The sequence below is a fragment of the Pararhizobium sp. LjRoot238 genome (assembly GCF_964252955.1).
Taxonomy (GTDB): Bacteria; Pseudomonadota; Alphaproteobacteria; order Rhizobiales; family Rhizobiaceae; genus Pararhizobium.
Window position 1 is genome coordinate 2,643,021 of sequence record NZ_CAXUPP020000001.1, and the last position, 17,256, is coordinate 2,660,276.

Genomic DNA, 17,256 nt, shown 5'->3' on the forward strand with positions numbered 1-17,256 from the left:
TCACACGGTTGCAGCACTTGCGCGGCGGGCGCGCGCAATTGCCCAGAGGCCGATGAAGACCATCGGCAGCGAAAGGAGCATGCCCATGGTGAGCCAGCCGCCGAGGAGGTAGCCGATCTGCGCATCCGGCTCGCGGAAGAATTCGATGAAGATGCGGGCTAAGCCGTATCCGGCGATAAAGACGCCGCAGACCAGGCCCGGCGTTTTGAGCGCGTGGCGGCGGAAGATCATGATGGCCAGAATCGTCAACAGCACGAGGCCCTCGAGTGCGGCCTCATAGAGCTGGCTCGGATGGCGGGCAAAGGGACCGCCGGTCGGAAAGATCACTGCCCAGGGCATGGACGACAGCCGGCCCCAGAGTTCGCCATTGATGAAGTTGGCGATCCGCCCGAAGAAGAGGCCGATCGGCACGACCGCCGAGACGACGTCGAAAAGGCTCCAGACGGCAATTTTGTTGCGGCGGGCAAACAGCATCATCGCAATCATCGTGCCGAGCAGGCCACCATGGAAGGACATGCCGCCGTTCCATATTTCCAGCGCCCGGATCGGGTTCTGCAGCACGCTTTGAAGATCGTAGAACAGGATATAGCCGATGCGCCCGCCGACGACGATGCCGGCAGCGACCCAGAGCAGGAAATCATCGAGCTGGGCTTCGGTGATAGCCGGCGTCTCATTGCGCCACAGGGACGCATTGCGCGCCAGCCTGCGCGCATATTGCCAGCCGATCAGAATGCCCGCCACATAGGCAAGGCCGTACCAGTGAATCTGCAAGGGGCCGATGGAAATCAGCACCGGATCGATATCCGGGAAGGGCATGATCGAGAAGAGTGTGGGTATTGTTTCCAAGGTCTTGCTTCAGTCCGGTCTGTTGTTTGGCGGAACATGGGGCTCCGGCAAGACAGGGTCAAGGCGCGTCCGGTGAAGGAAAGGCGGTCATCCCGGTATTTTTCCTTGCATCGGCCCGCCTGTCCTCCTACCTCCTTTCTCAAGCCTGCAATGGCAGGCAATGACGCGAGGATCGGAGACAAAGACGATGAGCACAGGCACAAACCGCATTCTGGATGACTTCGCCAAGCTGATGACGGACGCTGCCGGCGCCGCTCAGGGCGTGCGGCGTGAGATGGAAGCCGTCTTCCGCGCCCAGGGCGAACGCCTGCTGAATTCGATGGATATCGTCAAGCGCGAGGAGTTCGAGGCGGTCAGGGAGATGGCCCTGAAAGCGCGCGAGGAAAACGACGCACTTCTGGCCCGGATCGCAGCGCTCGAAGCGCGCCTGTCCGAGGCTGGAAAATAAAGATTCGAGGGCGGCGGGCTGATTGCGCCGCCGCTTTTGCTCGCTTTTTGCGCGTGCGTCCCGGACTGGCACAGCGCGCCTGTCCTTGAGCGCGGTCTCAACAGCATTTTTCATAAATTTTTCACCCTGTGGACACTGTCAAAAAATGCTTACGGCAGAGTCGCTTATGAACCGGCGCTGAATCAATTTGAGAGAGCCTATCCACAACCGCCGGCGCTATTTTTCGCGCAGGGGGCTTTCATGCAGACTCCGGCATTATACACTGATTTTAAATGATGATTCGAAACGGATCACGCAAGCTCCAGACAGGGTAAGTCAGTCAGGATAGTCGTGTTTCCGGCAATCATAAGTGTTCGTTTCTGGTGTTTGAGTTTGCAGCCTTCGTGTGTGAGCGCGACGACGCATGTCTGCACCGGGACTTTTGGGGTGATGCATGAGCCTGATGGAACTGGAACTGGAGCGCCAATCGAACCCGGTCGACATGATCGAGTTCGTCGCAGCCAACAATGATTGGTGTTTCGAGCGCTCAGGCGAAGACGAGATCGCCATGACGGTCGAGGGCAAGTGGACCGACTATCATGTCTCCTTCTCCTGGATGGAGGAATTCGAGGCGCTGCATCTCGCTTGCGCGTTCGACATCAAGGTTCCCGAAACCCGTGTCAACGAAGTGATCCGGCTGCTCTCCCATATCAACGGGCAGGTGCTGATGGGACATTTCGATCTCTGGCGCCAGGAAGATGTGGTAATCTTCCGCCAGTCGCTTCTGCTCGCCGGCGGCGCCGAGCCGACCAACCAGCAGGTCGAAGTGCTGTTGTCCAGCGCGCTCGAAGCCTGCGAATCCTATTTCCAGGCCTTTCAGTTCGTTGTCTGGTCCGGTATCGATGCACAGAGCGCGGTCGAAGCGGTGATGTTCGAAACTGTCGGAGAGGCATGACGATGACTGTGAATGCTGCCGGACCGATCGTTCTTGTCGGCGCAGGTAACATGGGCGGCGCTATGCTTGCCGGTTGGCTGAAAAGCGGCATTCCGGGCGCCAATATCCTCGTCATCGATCCCGGCCCATCGCCGGCCATGGCAAAGCTGATCGCCGACAACGGCGCGCGCCACGAAACCGCTGCGCCTGCAGACCTGAAGGCCGGCGTTCTTTTCCTCGCGGTCAAGCCGCAGATGATGGCAACCGTGCTGCCGCCGCTCAAGGGTCTTGTCGGGCCCGAGACGGTGATCGTTTCGGTTGCCGCCGGAACGACGCTCGGCTTCATGCGGTCTCATCTGGGCGACGCCGCCATGGTCCGTGCCATGCCGAACACGCCGGCGATGATCGGTCGCGGCGTCACTGGCGCTTTTGCCAATGCGGCCGTGTCGTCGGACCAGCGCGATCTCGTCCACAATCTCCTGAAAGTCAGCGGCCCGGTCGAATGGGTCGAAACCGAAGCCGATATCGATGCGGTCACGGCCGTGTCGGGCAGTGGCCCGGCCTATGTCTTTTATCTCGTCGAGTGCATGGCGGAAGCCGGCCGCAAGGCCGGTCTTCAGGCGGACCTCGCCATGCGGCTTGCGCGGGAAACCGTCGCGGGGGCTGGTGAACTGCTGCACCAGTCCCCCGATGACGCCTCGAAACTGCGCCAGAACGTGACGTCCCCGGGCGGAACGACGGCTGCTGCCCTCAACATCCTCATGGCCGATGACGGCATGCAGCCGCTGTTCGACAAGGCGATTGCCGCAGCCCGCAAGCGGGCGGAAGAGCTGGCCGGTTAATTCGGGATAGTTTCATGACCGAGACCATCGCCTACGCCGATTTCGAGCGCGTCGATATTCGCGCCGGCACCGTCATCGAGGCTTCGCCCTTTCCAGAGGCGCGTAAGCCCGCCTTCAAGATCGTTATCGATTTTGGTCCCGAGATCGGGCTCAAAAAATCCTCTGCGCAGATCACCGTGCATTACACCCTCGAAAGCTTGATCGGCCGCCAGGTGCTCGGCGTCGTCAACTTCCCGCCACGCCAGATCGGCCCGTTCCGCTCGGAAGTCTTGACGCTTGGTTTCGAGGACGAAAACGGCGACATTGTTCTCACTGCCGTGGACAAGCCGGTGCCGAACGGCAAGAAGATGCTGTAGGGATTTCATCGATGGACATGAATGCTATCAGCGAATTCGTCCGTGTCACCTGCCTGCGCGACGCGGCTATGGTTGCCGGCGATTGGTCGGCCACGCACGTCGTCTCGCTCCTCGATCCGGAACTGGCGGAAGAACATGTTCCACGCATTTCCGGCGCGACGCACCATGTCGCGCGGCTGCGCGACCAGGAAAACGCGCTGGCCACCGGCCATTTTCCCGAAACGATAACGGCGTTTTTCGACCTTGTACTTCCGGCCATCGAGCAGCATGACAGCCGCATCCTCGTGCATTGCCATGCGGGCGTCAGCCGCTCCACCGCCTTCGCCTATGGCATCATCGCCCACCGTTTCGGCGCGGGGCGGGAAGCTGAGGCTTTCGAGGCCCTGCTGTCGATCGTCAACAAGCCCTGGCCAAACCGCCGCATCATCGAGATTTTCGATGCGCACTGGCAACGGGAAGGGCGGCTTCTTGCCCCGCTCGACGCGATGCGGGACCGTCATCCCAAGCGCATCGATGCCTGGCACCGGTTCAACGCGCGGCGCGGGATGACCGGCGGCTATTCGCGCTGACTGCGAATTCGCACCTGCAAGGATAGATTTGACAAGCCATACTCTGTCCATACAATAGGTCATGCCGAAATTCCTTTGGAGCATCGAGAAAAACCGTGCCCTGAAGGAGCATTCGGACAGGCATATCTGTTTTGAGGACATTGTTGCTGCGATCGATGCTGGGGGCTTGCTGGACGATATCGAGCATCCGAATGTCGAGAAGTATCCCAACCAGCGAATGCTCGTCGTTCTATTCTCGGGGTATGTCGATGCCGTTCCCTATGTTCGCCTGAAATCGGTGCCTATATCGACGACGAAGAAGCAGGGCTGATCGAAGCCCTGGAGAATGACAGGGCGCTTCCCGTTAGTCGGTTGACGGCCGACCGTCGTAAAGAACTCGAGACGATGGCGCAGGCAGCATTCAGCGACGATCGTGAAAAGATTTCGCTGCGGGTTTCAAAAGGCGATCTCGCGCGGCTGAAGTCGCGCGCCCTGCAGGAAGGCATCCCCTATCAAACGCTGATCAACTCCATCATCCACAAATACGTGTCCGAATAACTCATGGGGATCGCTGACTTACGCCGGCACCCTGACCACCGCCCTCAATCCGCCCAATGGACTGTCCGATAGCGTGACGTCGCCGCCATGGCTGCGGGCGATGTCGCGGGCGATGGCGAGCCCGAGGCCTGTTCCCGAACTGTCGAGATTGCGCGCCTCGTCGAGCCGGAAGAACGGCTTGAAGACGTCATCACGCGACGATTCCGGAATGCCCGGGCCGTCATCGTCCACTGTGACCGTGATCCACTTGGTGCTGTGCTTGGCGTCGATATGGACGGTATTGGCATAGCGGTAGGCATTCGAGGCGAGGTTGGCGACCAGCCGGGTGAAGCCATTGGGGCGCACGCGAACATTGTCGTCGCCCTCGATCGTGGTCGTCACGGTCTTCCCCTGCAGTTCGGCTTCCAGCGTCAGCCGGTTCATCAGGTCGTGCAGCTTCAGTTCGCCGACGTCTTCCTCGGCCTCGCCGCGCGCAAAGGAAAGATATCCTTCGAGCATACTCTGCATATCCTCGACGTCCTGGTTAAGATTGTCGAGATCGGCGCTGTCGCCGGCCAGCGCCAGTTGCAGCTTGAAGCGGGTGAGGATGGTGCGAAGATCGTGGCTGACGCCGGTGAGCATTGCCGTTCGCTGCTCGATCTGGCGTTCGATGCGCTCGCGCATCTGGATGAATGCAAGGCCGGCGCGGCGGATTTCGTCGGCACCGCGCGGCGAAAAATCGTCGATCTTCTGGCCTTTGCCGAAACTCTCCGCCGCCCTGGCGAGCGCCAGGATCGGCCGGATCTGCCCGCGCAGGAAGAGGATGGCGATGGTCAAAAGCACCAGCGAGGCGCCGACCATCCAGACGATGAAGATATGGGTGTTGGAGGCATAGGCCTGGCTGCGGCGCGCATAGACCCTGAGGATGCGATCATCGACGAGCTTGATTCGGACTTCGACAAGGTCGGAGTTGCCAACCGTATCGATCCAGAAGGGCAGGCGGATATTGTTGGAAATCTCTTCGCTGAGGATCTGGTCGAGGATCTCGAAGAAGGGTTTTGGGCGCGGCGAAGGCAGTTCGCCATCCGGCTCGATCGAGACGTTGAGGTCTAGTCTTTCTCGGGCGATCCGCACGATGGTGGAATAGTCGCTCTGCGGCATCGCATCGATCAGGTCGATAACGGCGGCGATATCGCCGGTGACGGCCGCCGACAGTCGCTGGGTGACGAGCTGCCAGTGCCGCTCCATGAACACGAAGGCGACGACCGACTGCAACAGGACCATGGGAATGATGACGATCAGCAGCGAGCGGGCGTAGAGCCCCATCGGCAATTGCCGCCGCAGCCAGCGCACGGCGCGATTCCAGCTCTTGTCGCCCGTTTGCGTCCGATGGCGCCGCAGGATATCAAAGCTCGTCATGAAAACCCAGCCGGATCATTTCGCTAGTCCACGCTTAGCCGATAGCCAATGCCGCGCACCGTCTGCAGCCAGACGGGGTTTGACGGGTCGTCCTCGATCTTGCGACGCAGGCGGTTGATCTGCACATCGATTGTCCGTTCGCCGACCTCGGCGTCGTCGCTCACCAGTTCATGGCGTGGAATGGTTTCGCCGGCGCGCTGGGAGAACAGCATCATGATTTCCTGTTCCCGGTCGGTGAGGCGAATATGGTCTGCGCCCCGGCGCAATTCCTTGCGCACGACGGAGAAAGTGAAGGGGCCGAAAATCACCTGTTCGATCTTCGGGGCCTTGGCGGGCGCGTTGCGCCGCAGGATGTTGTTGATGCGCAGCACCAGTTCGCGTGGATCGAAGGGCTTTGGCAGGTAGTCGTCGGCGCCGGCTTCCAGGCCCTCGATGCGGGCGTTCGATTCCGCCAGCGCCGTCAGCATGATCACCGGTACGGTCTTGATCTTGCGCAGGCTCTGGGTCAGCGAAATTCCGGTTTCACCGGGCATCATCACATCGACGATCAACAGGTCGTAATCTATGCCTTCGAGCTTTCGGCGCGCCTCGCCCGCATCCGCTGCCGTGGTCACGCGAAAGCCCTTTTCCATCAGGTAGCGGTTCAGAAGATCGCGGATGCGGCGGTCGTCATCGACTACCAGAAGATGGGCGGCATCGTCGTCGATCCTCGTCGTCTTTGTCATCTCTCGTATGCCCTGTCTTGTCGCTGCCGGCTCGGCAAGCCGGGATTTCAGTTTTCGTCGGCGGTCTTCATGCCGGCAAGGAAGCGCTTGATCATGTCGCGGGCGCCGGGGCCGGTTTTGGCCAGGGCTTCGGCTATGCGCCGCGACTGTGGCTCGGCCAAGGCCCTCGCCAGAGTCTTGCCTTCCTTTGTTGTATAGAGCTTGCGCTGCCTGCGATCCTCCGGTCCGGCAACTTGGTGAATATACCCTGAATCGATGAGCTGTTTCAAAACACGGGCAAGGCTTTGCTTGGTGATCCTCAACGTGTCGAGCAGATCGGCAACGGTCATGCCGGGTTCGCGGTCGACGAAGTGCAGCACGCGGTGATGCGCCCGCCCGAAGCCGCGTTTTTCGAGAATCACGTCCGGATCGGAGGTGAAATCCCGATAGGCGAAGAAGAACAACTCGATGATTTCAAAGTCCACCGCGTCCGTCATGTCTATCCCGGCCGGAGAGATGTCTGTATCGGCCTTCTGGTTCGGCTGTCCTGCCACGCCGTCATTTCCTTTCAATTGCAACGCACTTTGCGAAACTTTCGAAAAAATATGTCAGCTATGTTGACATATTTTTTCACCATTGGTAAGCGTCTTGACCTCAGAAGGGCGAACATTCGACGCTGGCCTGTCATTGAAGATAGGCCGTGCCGCTCTGATCGCCAATCCAAAATCACCAAAACTGATTTTCCTTGCTCCAGTTTGACGGTAAAACTGAAACAGGAAAGACAATCAACGCAAAGAATGGCGTTTACGCGCCGGAGGATGAGACGATGGCAGCAGTTCCCTTTGATCAGTTGGACGGTCAGATCTGGTTCAACGGTGAATTCGTCGATTGGAAGGACGCCAAGATCCATGTGCTCACGCACGGCCTGCACTATGCCAGCGCCGTCTTCGAAGGCGAGCGCGCCTATGGCGGCCGCGTCTTCAAGCTGACCGAGCACAATCAGCGCCTGCACAAGTCGGCCGAAATCCTCGGCTTCACCGTTCCCTATTCGGTCGAGGAACTGGACGCGGCAACGATCGAGCTTTTGAAACGCCAGGGCTTTTCTGAAGCCTATGTCCGGCCAATCGCCTGGCGCGGTTCGGAGTCGATGGGCGTCTCGGCCCAGAACAACCGCATCAACGTCGCCATCGCCATCTGGCAGTGGGGCAGCTATTTCAACCCGGCCGAAAAGCTAAAAGGGATCCGCCTCGATATCGCCGAATATCACCGTCCGGACCCGAAGACTGCGCCCTGCGCCTCCAAGGCCGCCGGGCTTTACATGATCTGCACCATCTCCAAGCATGCCGCCGAAGCCAAGGGCTATGCGGATGCGATGATGCTCGACTATCGCGGCCAGGTCGCCGAGGCGACCGGTGCCAACATCTTCTTCGTCAAGGACGGCGTCATCCACACGCCGCTGCCGGACTGCTTCCTCAACGGTATCACCCGCCAGACGGTCATCGAACTTGCCCAGCGCCGGGGCTATGAGGTGGTCGAGCGGGCGATCATGCCGGAAGAACTCGCAGGCTTCACCGAGTGCTTCCTGACCGGATCGGCGGCTGAAGTGACGCCGGTCTCCGAAATCGGCCCCTATACGTTCAAGCCCGCCGCGATTTCCGAGACGCTGATGAACGATTACACGAAGGAAGTCTATCCGGTGGCCGCTGCCGCCGAATGATGGGTTTGCTATAAACTGAAAAAGGCGGCTTTGAGCGCCGCCTTTCATTTATCGCGGAAAATGATCCTCTGCATGGGTTCAGCATCTGAACGCGGAACCCGCCGCTGAGGCCGGCGATGCGCGCAATGGCGCTGAGCGCCTGTTGCTTGAGAACCGCGCCAGCGTTGCCGCCCGCCGCGCCGGCGATCAACTGCGTGACGAAACGGCTCATCGTTTGCCAACTGCCTCAAAATTCTCGCCTTCTCTGGCTTCTCCAGCGGTCATTTGACCGTTGCGTGACTGGACGTCCCCCCGTTGCACTACGTGGCGTAGCCGCGCACTCTGCCGGTGTTCCCTATGGAACTGCGAATATCCGGATAATGCAAAATACTGGAATTGTTCCGCTTTTCCCGGAACCATCCGAGCAATGGCGGGGTTTAGACGCCAACAGAGAGGATATTGAGATGCAACAGGATATCGCCCAGGACTTGAATTCGACTGCCCGCCAGTTGCGCCCCGTCGTTATCACCGTCGTCGCCGCCAAGCTTGCGGTTTTCGCCCTGCTGATGACAACGATCAACTTGCAGGCCCCGCTGCCGGCCTCTGTCGAAGTCGCCGAAGCTCGTTAGAGCGGCTTGTCCGGCGCTGTGGCAGCGCTGGTGGTCTCGCAAGCCGGTGCTGCGCGATTGACCGTTTTCATTACACCCTGTCCGTCCTATATGCTTCGTATCAGAGTTTCGCAGCGAGGCGGCATGTTACAGGCGGGCATCATTCCGGTTACCCATTTCCAGCAGAACTGCACGGTGTTGTTCGATACCGACACGAAGGAGGGCGTGATCGTCGATCCCGGCGGGGACGTCGATGTCATCCTCCAGACCATCAAGGAAAACGGCATCACGCTGAAGGCGATCTGGCTGACCCACGGCCATATTGATCACGCCGGTGGTGCCAAGGAGCTCAAGAAAGCCCTGAACCTCGATATCATCGGACCGCACAAAGACGACCAGCCGCTGCTCGAGAGGCTCGAGGCGCAGGCGGAGAAATACGGGCTGGCGATGAAGGTCGAGAATGTGCTGCCGGACCGGTGGCTGGAGGAGGGGGATACCGTGTCCTTCGGCGATCACGTCTTCGAGGTGCTGCATTGCCCCGGCCATGCGCCCGGCCATGTGGTCTATTTCAACCGCAAACAGGGTTTCGCCCATGTCGGCGACGTCCTGTTTCACGGCTCGATCGGCCGCACCGATCTTCCCGGCGGTAACCACCAGCAACTTCTTGATTCGATCCGCGACAAGATCCTGCCGCTCGGCGATAGCGTCGGTTTCATCTGCGGCCACGGGCCGGGGGGCCAGATCGGCGAGGAGCGCCGCACCAACCCCTATCTTCGCGGGCTGTAGCCGAACGGGGGAACTGCGCCGAGCCACCGAAAACAGGACAGCAAAAAAGGCACGTGCCGATCGGCGCGTGCCTTTTTCTCAAATGATAGTGCGGTTTTAGCCGGCCTTGCAGAAATACTCTCTGCCGTCATAACCGACGAATGTGCCGGACTGGGAATCGAACGAGCGATAGCGCTGCGAGCAATAGCGGTACCAACCGGGGGTCCAGGGCTCCAGTTCGCCATACGTTTCAACGACGACCGGGCGGGCGCGGCGATAGACCGGGCGCGGTTCGTAATATTCGGGCTCCGGATCGACATAGACCCGTTCCTGGTAGCGCGGCTGGCTGGCGATGGCGCCGCCGATGATCACGCCTGTGGCAAGACCAAGAGCGCCAGCTGCAACGGCATCACCGTTGCCGTGGCGATGGCGGCGGCCCCAGTCTTCGGCCTGCGCAGACGTTACTGTCGGGATGACGGTTGCTGCGGTAGCAAGGGCAAGAACGGCAGCTTTGACAATTTTGTTCATTGTTTCGATCCTGTTTTGGGCCGGACCATTTCAGTCCTTGGTAATGCAAACAGACTATTATGGCGAAACTGAACGCAGGGTGAATGAAAAAACCCGGCAGCGAGGCCGGGCTTCAGCTTGAATCTGTCCGTCTTGGCTCGGCGGCTTAGCCCGAGACCTGCAGGTTGACCGCCTTCGGGCCTTTGCCGCGGCGATCCGGTTCCGTGTCGAAGCTGACCTTCTGATTTTCCGACAGTCCATTCAGGCCAGAGGCCTGTACTGCGGAGATATGCACGAAGATGTCGGCGCCACCGTTATCGGGTTTGATGAAGCCAAAGCCCTTGTCGGTGTTGAAGAATTTAACAATGCCAGTCTCGGCCATGCGTCAGGTCCTTTTTCCCCTGCCCGGATGCGGCGGGCAGCATTACAATGTTTGCCCAAAGGGCGTGCGGCAGGCAGTTCTCGACTATGAGGAAAGGGTCCTGTAATTGCAGCCAGCCATCGAAAAACTCTGTCTTTGCCCGACTGCCCGGTACATTTTGCGTGCCCGGCGCGCATTATTTAAAGGTCTTCCCGTGTTCGCAAATTGCCCGAACCCGATAAGCTTGCTGTGTTTATTTTAAATTGGCAAGCAAAAGTTTTTTGAAACAAGTGCGCCTATTTGGTTTGTTCAAAAAGCAATCAACTGCTGAAAAATATGATTTTTCTACTGATATATTGCAAGCTATTGAAAATGTTGTGATTTGTGTCTCGTTGCATGTTTTTTAGGCTGTTTGCGTCATGATATGTCGCAGAACGCCAAGAAGCCCAGCATTGCTTAGAAGGCTTCGCTAAATATTGACCGTTAGATAAAACGTGGCGCGTTGCACCGTTACTCGACAAAAAGCGCCTAAATCAGGCTTCGGCGGCAACGGCCTTCGGCTTCGTCAGTTCGGGTATGATCTCCACGATCAGCATGGCCGCGAAAATGATCGCGCAGCCGATATAGCCGACCGGGGTGATCGTCTCACCGAGCAGCAGCACGCCGAACAGGGCGGCGAACAGCGCTTCGCTCGACAGGAAGATCGCCGCCTGCGGCGCGCTCGTATAGCGCTGGCCGACCACCTGGCAGATGAAGCCGATGCCGCTGGAAAAGAAGCCGGCATAGAGGATTTCCGGCAGCGAGTTCGTGACGGCGGTAAGATCGAGCGGCTCGAAGAGGGCACCGGCTGCGCAGCCGAGGACGGCGCAGACGGCGAACTGGGTCATCGAGAGGGCCATCGGCCGGCCGGTGCTGCCGGCAAAGATGCCGACCAGCATGAGTTGGACGGCCCAGAACATCGCGCAGACGATCGTCAGGACATCGCCGCTCGTGAGGCGCGCAAGCTCGCCGCCGCTCAGGAGGAAAATTCCGAACGTCGCCGTGAAGGCGGCCGGCCAGATGATCCAGTGCGGCTTCCTGCGCAGGAAGATGACGGTCAGCATCGGCACGAAAACGACGTAGAGCCCGGTGAGGAAACCCGAATTGGTGACGCTGGTCGTCAAAAGGCCGATCTGCTGGGTGGCGGCGCCGGCAAAGAGTGCAAGCCCGATCCAGATGAAGTTGCCGATGCTCGATTTCGGCATCGGCCGGTGCGCCTTGCGGGCTTCCCAGAGCGCCAGTGGTGCTGCGACCGCGGTGGCGATGGCAAAGCGCAGGCCGATGAACCAGAGGGGGCCGATCGCATCCATCGCCGTCGATTGCGCGACGAAGCCCGCGCCCCAGATGGCGCCGGAAAAGAGCAGGAAGAGATTGGCCTGGATGCGGGTCACGATGCGGTTCCTGAAAGCGCGGCACAGCCTCGCATCGGAACGACAGGCAGGATCATGCACGCCAGAGAATATGATTTGTTCGGCAGTCAGGTAGCAGCTGCATTAAATTTGGGCAAGTGCGCTGCTTGAGGCGAAAAATAAGGTCCTGTCAGCTTTTCTTGTCCGCCGCGGAGATACGCAGCAGCCGGCCATCGTCTCCATCCGTCACCAGAAGCACCGCGCCGTCCGGCGCCACCTTGACGTCGCGGATACGGCCGAATTCGCCTTCGAACAGGCGTTCCTCCGAGACGATCTTGCCGCTTTCATCCCGCTCCAGCCGCGCCAGCAACTGGTATTTCAGCGCCGATACCAAGATATCGCCCTCCCATTGCGGGAACATCGCGCCGTGATAGACGTCGATCGCGCCCGGCGCGATGGAGGGATCCCAATAGTAGAGCGGCTGCTCGTAGCCCTCCGCCGCCTGGCCGACGCCAATCTCGGCGCCGGAATAGTCCTTGCCATAGGTGATGACCGGCCAGCCGTAGTTCAGGCCGGGCTGCGGCGCGTTGACTTCATCGCCACCGCGCGCGCCGTGCTCGACGGTCAGCAACTGCCCATTTTGGGGATCGATGACAATGCCCTGCGGATTGCGGTGACCCTTGGACCAGACCTCGGGGAGCCCGGTCTTGCCATCCTTGTAAGGGTTGTCCGCGGGGATGCTGCCGTCCGGGTTGATGTGCAGAATGGAACCCGCATGATCGCGCATGTCCTGTGCCCGATCCCGCTCGCCGCGATCGCCGATGCCGAAGAACAGGCTGCCGTCGGAGGCAATCGCGATACGCGATCCGAAATGCTGGCCCTTGCCGGTGAATTTGTTCATCCGGAAGAGTTCCTTGACGCCGGTCAGGTTCTTTCCGTCCTTTGAAAGCATGCCCCGCATAATTGCCGTTCCATAGCGGCTACCATCCGCGACCGCCATCGACAGGAAAAGCGTGCGGTTGGTTTCAAAGCCAGGATCGAGCGCGACATCGAGAAGCCCGCCTTGCCCTTGGCGCGCGCTCTTCGGAACGCCGCCGATCGGCGACGATGCCTTGCCGTCGCGAATGATGAGAAGGCTGCCACCAAGCTCCGTGATGATGAAGGCGCCGTCAGGCATCACTTCGACGGACCAGGGATTGTCGAGCCCGGAGGCAAGCGTTTCGACCCGAACCGACGCCTTCTCCGTCGAAAATTGCGCGGGTTGCTGGGCGGAGGCGAGAGACGGGGCCGAGAAAAGCATTGCCACAAGAGCGGCCGGTTTCATCAGGTTCTCACGTATCCTCGCCATCTCGCCCTCCATGCGCCATTATTGCTAGCTGGGGTCGGATGCCGGCGGATCAAGGGCGATCAAACGGATTTTACCGGTACGTGACCGTTGTTGCCGAGCGCGCCGTGCTGACCGGCGTCCCCGACGAATGCCGCCTTCGCACGCCAGGGGCTGACGTTCGTTTCGCGATAGGTTTGCGTCTCGAAGCTGCGCCTGAGCGGCATTTGCGGCAGTTCTGATTTCGCTTTGATGTAGAAGCCCTTGCCCACCAGCATGAGACCCGCGATCGCAACGAGGCAGATCGCCGCGAAAACGAGCGTTTCCAGCATATTGAGGCGCGCCAGAAAACCGGTGCGCAGATCGGGCGCCGGTCTATCGGCCACGGTGGTGAGCCTCAAGCATCAGGCCGCGAATCTGCCAGCGCCAAAGGCCGAAGGTGGAGGCCGCCATCATTGCGATGGCAAGCAGCGTCAGGCCGATCAGGATATACCGGTCGGCACGTGTCGCTGCCTGTGGCAGCTCGAACCCATGGCCCGCTGGCGTGATCAGGCTGGCGGTGTGCATGGCACCGGCCTCGATGCCGCTTGCGCGCACGTAGGCGGCAACATGCTGCCCCACGTCGCCCACTGTCGCGGCGGAGGCATGCGAGAAGAAGCCCATCACGAAAAACAGCACGATGGTCACGGCAATCAGCGCTGCGACCATAAGATATTCAAGCTGTCTTGTGTGCTGGCGTCGCGGCGCCGCGGTGCCGATCTCCGTATCGACGAACATTGAGTGCCCCCTCGGTGTGGCTGGATTCGGGATGGGATCAGAAAAGGCCCGGAAATCGGCTGCACCACGACGGAATTGCGGCAGGCCGCGGCATTTGTTGTGACCAAATCAAGGCGTTGCAAAAATGTCGCAAAGTTACTGTTTTTTAACGATAAATCAAAATTTTGACATGGCGTCCAGCCGAAGCCGCCATCTGCTCGTGTTCTTGTTTAGCCGGCATGAAAAAATGGAGTCGATTCAGGCGCCTGCGCCGCGCTGCCGAGAAACTGATTCACCCCAATCGGTGATGTGACTGATGAAACATTGTCATGGTCACGCATTTTGCCGGATTTCCGGGCTCTTTGCGCTTGAAACCGGGGCTGTCTTTCGACATACACCTAACCGCTATGGAGCCGGGCATTGCCTGCTCCCGCTGGCGCGCATGCTGTTTCAACCTGATCAGGATAAACCACATCATGGCCTTTCTTGCCGACGCCCTTTCCCGTGTGAAGCCATCCGCCACCATCGCCGTTTCCCAGAAAGCCCGGGAACTGAAAGCCAAGGGTCGCGATGTGATCGGGCTTGGAGCCGGCGAGCCGGATTTCGACACGCCGGACAATATCAAGCAGGCGGCCGTCGACGCGATCAACCGGGGCGAGACGAAGTACACGCCGGTTTCGGGTATCCCGGAACTGCGCGATGCGATCGCAAAGAAGTTCAAGCGCGAGAACAATCTCGACTACACCGCCGCCCAGACGATCGTCGGCACCGGCGGAAAGCAGATTCTTTTCAACGCCTTCATGGCGACGATGAATCCAGGCGATGAAGTCGTTATTCCAGCACCTTACTGGGTGTCCTATCCGGAAATGGTGGCGCTTTGCGGCGGAACTCCGGTTTTCGTCGCCGCGACCCAGGAAAACAATTTCAAGCTGACGCCGGCTGATCTGGAAAAGGCGATCACGCCGAAAACCAAGTGGTTCGTCTTCAACTCGCCGTCCAACCCGTCCGGCGCCGCCTATACCCATGCGGAGCTCAAGGGCCTGACGGACGTGCTTCTGAAGCATCCGCATGTCTGGATCCTGACGGACGACATGTACGAGCACCTGACCTATGGCGACTTCAAGTTCGCCACCCCGGTCGAGGTCGAGCCCAAGCTCTACGACCGCACGCTGACCATGAACGGCGTTTCCAAGGCCTATGCCATGACCGGCTGGCGCATCGGCTATGCGGCCGGCCCGCTCGCGCTCATCAAGGCCATGGACATGATCCAGGGCCAGCAGACCTCTGGCGCCTGCTCGATCGCCCAGTGGGCCGCCGTCGAGGCGCTCAACGGCACGCAGGACTTCATTCCGGAAAACAAGAAGATATTCGAAGGCCGCCGCGATCTCGTCGTCTCGATGCTCAACCAGGCCAAGGGCATCGAGTGCCCGTCTCCTGAGGGTGCCTTCTACGTCTACCCGTCCTGCAAGGGCCTGATCGGCAAGACTGCACCGTCGGGCAAGGTGATCGAGACGGACGAAGACTTCGTCTCCGAGCTTCTCGAATCCGAAGGCGTCGCCGTCGTCCATGGCTCCGCCTTCGGCCTCGGCCCCAACTTCCGCATCTCCTACGCGACCTCGGAAGAACAGCTCGAGGAAGCCTGCAAGCGCATCCAGCGTTTTTGTGCAGCCTGCAAGTAAGGCAAGGTTGAACCCTGACAACGAGCCCGCCGGAAACGGCGGGTTTTTTGTTGGGGGTGGTTTGTTGTTTGGGCTGGCGCGGATCCCCAAGAATTCCCTCATTGCCGCCCTTGTGGCCATCGCCGCTCTGTTCGAATAGCTTGATGGAGAGAGCTAGGGGGCGGGGGGAACGCAATGCTGAAAACCTATAGCGGAAGCTGCCATTGCGGCGCGGTGCGCTTCGAGGCGGATTTCGATCTCAGTCTCGGCACCGGTAAGTGCAACTGCTCGGTTTGCTGGAAGATCCGCCTCTGGACGGTCAAGGTCAGGCCGGACGCCTTCAGCCTGCTGGCCGGCGAGGCGGACCTGGTTGACTATCAGTTCAACACCGGCGTCGCGCATCATCTCTTCTGCCGGCAATGTGGTGTGCGCCCTTTCGAGTGGGTCGATGTTCCCAACATGACCGGCGCCAAATATTACAATATCAACATCGCTTGCCTGGACAGTCTCGATATCGACGAACTGATGGCCGCGCCGCTCACCTACTTTGATGGCCTCAACGACGATTGGGGCGCAACACCGGCGGAAGTCCGCCACCTGTAATGGCGGCTATTTTCCCACGTAAGCCAAAAGCCCCTCGACCAGCGCATCGAAGGTGACGCGGCAGCGGGGCGTCGTCTTCATGGTCTCGTGCATGACAACGAACGTCTCCAGCGGCAGTTCGAACTCCGTGCGGAATAGCCGCACGAGGTTCGGATCGCGCCTGGCAAGCTCCACCTGGCAGACGCCGATGCCGCAGCCGGCGCGGATCATCGCCATCTGCGCGAGGTTGCTGTCCGATTTCAGCGTCGGCCGCATGATCTCAAGGAGCGGTACGCGTTTGCGCATGGCGCGGACGAAGGCGCTTTCGCGGTCGAACCCGATCATCCGATGCGTTCGCAGGTCCTCCAGCTTCTCCGGTGTCCCGTGCTGGTCGAGATAGCGGCGGTGCGCGTGCAGCCCGAGCGGAATGCCGCCGATCCGGCGGGTGATCAGCGCGTCCTGCGCCGGTGCGACCATGCGCACGGCGATATCGGCCTCCTGGCGCAGCAGGTCCTCGACCGCATCCGACACCGAGAGCTCGATGACGAGGTCCGGGTGCCGCTCGTTGAGGGCGGCAAGCATCGGCGGCAGCACTTCGATGCCGATCACCTCGCTGGCGCTGATGCGCACGGTGCCGCGCACCGTCTTTCCCTGGCCGGTCGCCGCCCTGAGCAGTGCCGCTGCATTGGCCGCCAGTTGCTCGGCATGCGGCTTGAGGTCGAGTGCGGCTTCCGTCGGGATCAGGCCCTGCGGTGAGCGGATGAACAGCTGGAAGCCGATATTGCCCTCCAGTGCGTCGATATGCCGGCCGACGGTCGGCTGCGTCAGGCCCAGGTCGCGGGCGGCGGCCGACAGCGAGCCTTCCTTCAGAACGGTCAGGAAGGTGCGGTAGAAGTCCCAGCTGGGTTCGATTTCACTCATTCGTTTTTGTATATCAGATAAAGAAATTTCGGCAATTCCGTTTAGCCTCATTTGCGATCAGGATCGTCTCATCGAAC

Annotated in this window: 23 protein-coding genes; 12 read left to right on the top strand and 11 right to left on the bottom strand. The window is 60.1% G+C overall.

The window, feature by feature from the left end; genetic code table 11:
• A complete protein-coding gene (gene lgt, locus ACSQ3F_RS12840) occupies positions 1 to 816 on the bottom strand; it encodes a prolipoprotein diacylglyceryl transferase (RefSeq protein WP_436102138.1) in 816 nt (271 codons plus the stop codon).
• Between the two features lie 217 nt (positions 817 to 1,033).
• On the opposite strand from lgt, the gene ACSQ3F_RS12845 reads away from it, so the two are divergent.
• The 7 genes from ACSQ3F_RS12845 to ACSQ3F_RS12875 all read left to right on the top strand — a co-directional run bounded on the left by ACSQ3F_RS12845 (position 1,034) and on the right by ACSQ3F_RS12875 (position 4,511).
• Entirely contained in the window at positions 1,034 to 1,294 is a 261-nt protein-coding gene (locus ACSQ3F_RS12845) for an accessory factor UbiK family protein (RefSeq protein WP_436100565.1), read from the top strand.
• 433 nt (positions 1,295 to 1,727) lie between these two features.
• The gene (locus ACSQ3F_RS12850) at positions 1,728 to 2,228 is read left to right on the top strand and encodes a YbjN domain-containing protein (protein WP_037127184.1); all 501 of its coding nucleotides are present in this window, start codon (positions 1,728 to 1,730) and stop codon (positions 2,226 to 2,228) included.
• Positions 2,225 to 3,049 carry a pyrroline-5-carboxylate reductase gene (proC, locus tag ACSQ3F_RS12855; RefSeq protein ID WP_436100566.1) on the top strand — a complete coding sequence of 275 codons (825 nt, stop codon included), beginning with the start codon at positions 2,225 to 2,227 and terminating at the stop codon, positions 3,047 to 3,049. The genes ACSQ3F_RS12850 and proC overlap by 4 nt, the downstream gene beginning before the upstream one ends.
• A gap of 14 nt (positions 3,050 to 3,063) precedes the next feature.
• On the top strand, positions 3,064 to 3,405 hold the full coding sequence (locus ACSQ3F_RS12860) for a tRNA-binding protein (protein ID WP_436100567.1): 342 nt from the start codon (positions 3,064 to 3,066) through the stop codon (positions 3,403 to 3,405).
• 11 nt (positions 3,406 to 3,416) lie between these two features.
• A complete protein-coding gene (locus tag ACSQ3F_RS12865) occupies positions 3,417 to 3,974 on the top strand; it encodes a protein tyrosine phosphatase (RefSeq protein ID WP_436100568.1) in 558 nt (185 codons plus the stop codon).
• A 61-nt stretch (positions 3,975 to 4,035) separates the two neighbouring features.
• On the top strand, positions 4,036 to 4,284 hold the full coding sequence (locus ACSQ3F_RS12870; protein ID WP_436100569.1) for a hypothetical protein: 249 nt from the start codon (positions 4,036 to 4,038) through the stop codon (positions 4,282 to 4,284).
• A 74-nt stretch (positions 4,285 to 4,358) separates the two neighbouring features.
• A complete protein-coding gene (locus ACSQ3F_RS12875) occupies positions 4,359 to 4,511 on the top strand; it encodes a hypothetical protein (RefSeq protein ID WP_436100570.1) in 153 nt (50 codons plus the stop codon).
• Between the two features lie 18 nt (positions 4,512 to 4,529).
• On the opposite strand, the gene ACSQ3F_RS12880 is transcribed toward ACSQ3F_RS12875, so the two are convergent.
• Genes ACSQ3F_RS12880 through ACSQ3F_RS12890 form a run of 3 tightly spaced genes read right to left on the bottom strand, consistent with a single transcriptional unit; the run spans position 4,530 to position 7,110 of the window.
• Positions 4,530 to 5,909 (bottom strand): ATP-binding protein, encoded by a 1,380-nt coding sequence (locus tag ACSQ3F_RS12880; RefSeq protein ID WP_436100571.1) that lies wholly within the window; start codon positions 5,907 to 5,909, stop codon positions 4,530 to 4,532.
• Positions 5,910 to 5,932: 23 nt separating this feature from the next.
• Entirely contained in the window at positions 5,933 to 6,634 is a 702-nt protein-coding gene (locus tag ACSQ3F_RS12885) for a response regulator (RefSeq protein ID WP_018326965.1), read from the bottom strand.
• A gap of 47 nt (positions 6,635 to 6,681) precedes the next feature.
• Entirely contained in the window at positions 6,682 to 7,110 is a 429-nt protein-coding gene (locus ACSQ3F_RS12890) for a MarR family winged helix-turn-helix transcriptional regulator (protein ID WP_436102139.1), read from the bottom strand.
• A gap of 329 nt (positions 7,111 to 7,439) precedes the next feature.
• On the opposite strand from ACSQ3F_RS12890, the gene ACSQ3F_RS12895 reads away from it, so the two are divergent.
• The 3 genes from ACSQ3F_RS12895 to ACSQ3F_RS12905 all read left to right on the top strand — a co-directional run bounded on the left by ACSQ3F_RS12895 (position 7,440) and on the right by ACSQ3F_RS12905 (position 9,703).
• The gene (locus ACSQ3F_RS12895; protein ID WP_436100572.1) at positions 7,440 to 8,330 is read left to right on the top strand and encodes a branched-chain amino acid aminotransferase; all 891 of its coding nucleotides are present in this window, start codon (positions 7,440 to 7,442) and stop codon (positions 8,328 to 8,330) included.
• Between the two features lie 443 nt (positions 8,331 to 8,773).
• Positions 8,774 to 8,938: a hypothetical protein gene (locus ACSQ3F_RS12900; protein WP_436100573.1), complete on the top strand. Its 165-nt coding sequence runs from the start codon at positions 8,774 to 8,776 to the stop codon at positions 8,936 to 8,938.
• A gap of 123 nt (positions 8,939 to 9,061) precedes the next feature.
• Complete coding sequence (locus ACSQ3F_RS12905) at positions 9,062 to 9,703, top strand: MBL fold metallo-hydrolase (protein ID WP_436100574.1); 642 nt, start codon at positions 9,062 to 9,064, stop codon at positions 9,701 to 9,703.
• Positions 9,704 to 9,799: 96 nt separating this feature from the next.
• On the opposite strand, the gene ACSQ3F_RS12910 is transcribed toward ACSQ3F_RS12905, so the two are convergent.
• The 6 genes from ACSQ3F_RS12910 to ACSQ3F_RS12935 form a co-directional block, all read right to left on the bottom strand.
• On the bottom strand, positions 9,800 to 10,210 hold the full coding sequence (locus ACSQ3F_RS12910; RefSeq protein ID WP_436100575.1) for a BA14K family protein: 411 nt from the start codon (positions 10,208 to 10,210) through the stop codon (positions 9,800 to 9,802).
• A 145-nt stretch (positions 10,211 to 10,355) separates the two neighbouring features.
• The gene (locus ACSQ3F_RS12915; protein ID WP_037098666.1) at positions 10,356 to 10,571 is read right to left on the bottom strand and encodes a cold-shock protein; all 216 of its coding nucleotides are present in this window, start codon (positions 10,569 to 10,571) and stop codon (positions 10,356 to 10,358) included.
• Between the two features lie 512 nt (positions 10,572 to 11,083).
• Positions 11,084 to 11,980 carry a DMT family transporter gene (locus ACSQ3F_RS12920; protein ID WP_436100576.1) on the bottom strand — a complete coding sequence of 299 codons (897 nt, stop codon included), beginning with the start codon at positions 11,978 to 11,980 and terminating at the stop codon, positions 11,084 to 11,086.
• 148 nt (positions 11,981 to 12,128) lie between these two features.
• Positions 12,129 to 13,286 (bottom strand): PQQ-dependent sugar dehydrogenase, encoded by a 1,158-nt coding sequence (locus tag ACSQ3F_RS12925; RefSeq protein WP_436100577.1) that lies wholly within the window; start codon positions 13,284 to 13,286, stop codon positions 12,129 to 12,131.
• Between the two features lie 59 nt (positions 13,287 to 13,345).
• On the bottom strand, positions 13,346 to 13,648 hold the full coding sequence (locus ACSQ3F_RS12930) for a hypothetical protein (protein ID WP_436100578.1): 303 nt from the start codon (positions 13,646 to 13,648) through the stop codon (positions 13,346 to 13,348).
• Positions 13,638 to 14,039, bottom strand: a complete 402-nt coding sequence (locus ACSQ3F_RS12935) for a hypothetical protein (RefSeq protein ID WP_436100579.1) — start codon at positions 14,037 to 14,039, stop codon at positions 13,638 to 13,640. Before ACSQ3F_RS12935 ends, ACSQ3F_RS12930 begins: the two co-directional genes overlap by 11 nt.
• Before the next feature lie 455 nt (positions 14,040 to 14,494).
• On the opposite strand from ACSQ3F_RS12935, the gene ACSQ3F_RS12940 reads away from it, so the two are divergent.
• Complete coding sequence (locus ACSQ3F_RS12940; protein ID WP_436100580.1) at positions 14,495 to 15,697, top strand: pyridoxal phosphate-dependent aminotransferase; 1,203 nt, start codon at positions 14,495 to 14,497, stop codon at positions 15,695 to 15,697.
• 174 nt (positions 15,698 to 15,871) lie between these two features.
• Positions 15,872 to 16,279 (top strand): GFA family protein, encoded by a 408-nt coding sequence (locus ACSQ3F_RS12945; RefSeq protein WP_436100581.1) that lies wholly within the window; start codon positions 15,872 to 15,874, stop codon positions 16,277 to 16,279.
• A gap of 6 nt (positions 16,280 to 16,285) precedes the next feature.
• Here the strand turns inward: ACSQ3F_RS12945 and ACSQ3F_RS12950 are convergent, their stop codons facing one another.
• A complete protein-coding gene (locus ACSQ3F_RS12950; RefSeq protein ID WP_436100582.1) occupies positions 16,286 to 17,179 on the bottom strand; it encodes a LysR family transcriptional regulator in 894 nt (297 codons plus the stop codon).
• Positions 17,180 to 17,256: the final 77 nt, after the last annotated feature.